Here is a 985-nt window from a genome sequence, read left to right on the forward strand (position 1 = left end):
CGAAGTATTTCTCCAGGTCCATGTCGACTACATACTTGTACCCTTCCTGGATGTTTTCCTGACTCCTTCGGATTGCGCTATGTGCGCTTCTCTTGGGTCGGAATCCGTAACTGTTCTCCGAAAATTGCTCCTCATAGATCGGTGTAAGGACTTGGGCGATCGCCTGCTGAATCAATCTGTCTATCACTGTCGGGATGCCTAAGTTTCTCTTCTTTCCGTTCTCTTTGGGAATCTCTACCCTTCGAACGGGATTTGGACGGTAGGTTCCGTCCAGAATGGATTGCTTGATAGTTTCTCCGTTCTCTTTGAGATATTGTAGAAGTTCATCTACTCCCATCCCGTCGATTCCGTGAGATCCTTTGTTTGCTTTGACCCGCTTGAACGCTTCGTTCATGTTGTCTCTGCTCATAATTTTCTCAAGCAAGCCATTCCTCGACCCGGTTGCGTCCGTGTTGTCGGTTTCAGGTATCCTCGCAGGATTGTGCGCTCTCGCATATTCTCCATGTTCCGCATGTACGTTCCGCGTAGAGCCTCCTCTTCGAAGTTGGCTGCACTTGGCTCCTGTTTCGGTACCTTTCATTGACCCACACCTCCTAAGGTTCGGCCCTTCCCTCGAGCCGTCGACTGCTCGAGGTACTATGGCGTCTGCTGACTTCTCACGATAAATCTTGTTTCAACCGTGATTCGAAGTTCATCTCCTCACGTCCATGAGACCTCCCACGGTAAGGCGACTCACTTTCCCTCCATCTACCCGCACCATTTACACTGGAATGTCCGTGTAGTGTATTGGACTTCGCTTTGTTATGCAAGCTCATCCCATTCCTTGTGCCTGATGATGTTCGTGTTCCTCGGGCCGGAAGTTTGCCTCCAGCTTCCTTCAGATTCCACCTCGCGATGGACACCCTTGCTCTTGGCTAGTGGTTGGCCACTACATGCCCCCACAGCGGACTTTCACCGCCTAGTTAGTCGCCATGCGTGGCGCACA

At 51.2% G+C, this 985-nt stretch carries 1 protein-coding gene; it reads right to left on the reverse strand.

Features of this window, described 5'->3' with window-relative positions; translation table 11 throughout:
* A partial coding sequence (locus FE783_RS37295; RefSeq protein WP_274381481.1) for a reverse transcriptase domain-containing protein occupies positions 1–409 on the reverse strand: 409 nt, incomplete at its 3' end.
* Positions 410–985: the final 576 nt, after the last annotated feature.

Source organism: Paenibacillus mesophilus (genome assembly GCF_005938385.1).
Classification (GTDB): domain Bacteria; phylum Bacillota; class Bacilli; order Paenibacillales; family NBRC-103111; genus Paenibacillus_AB; species Paenibacillus_AB mesophilus.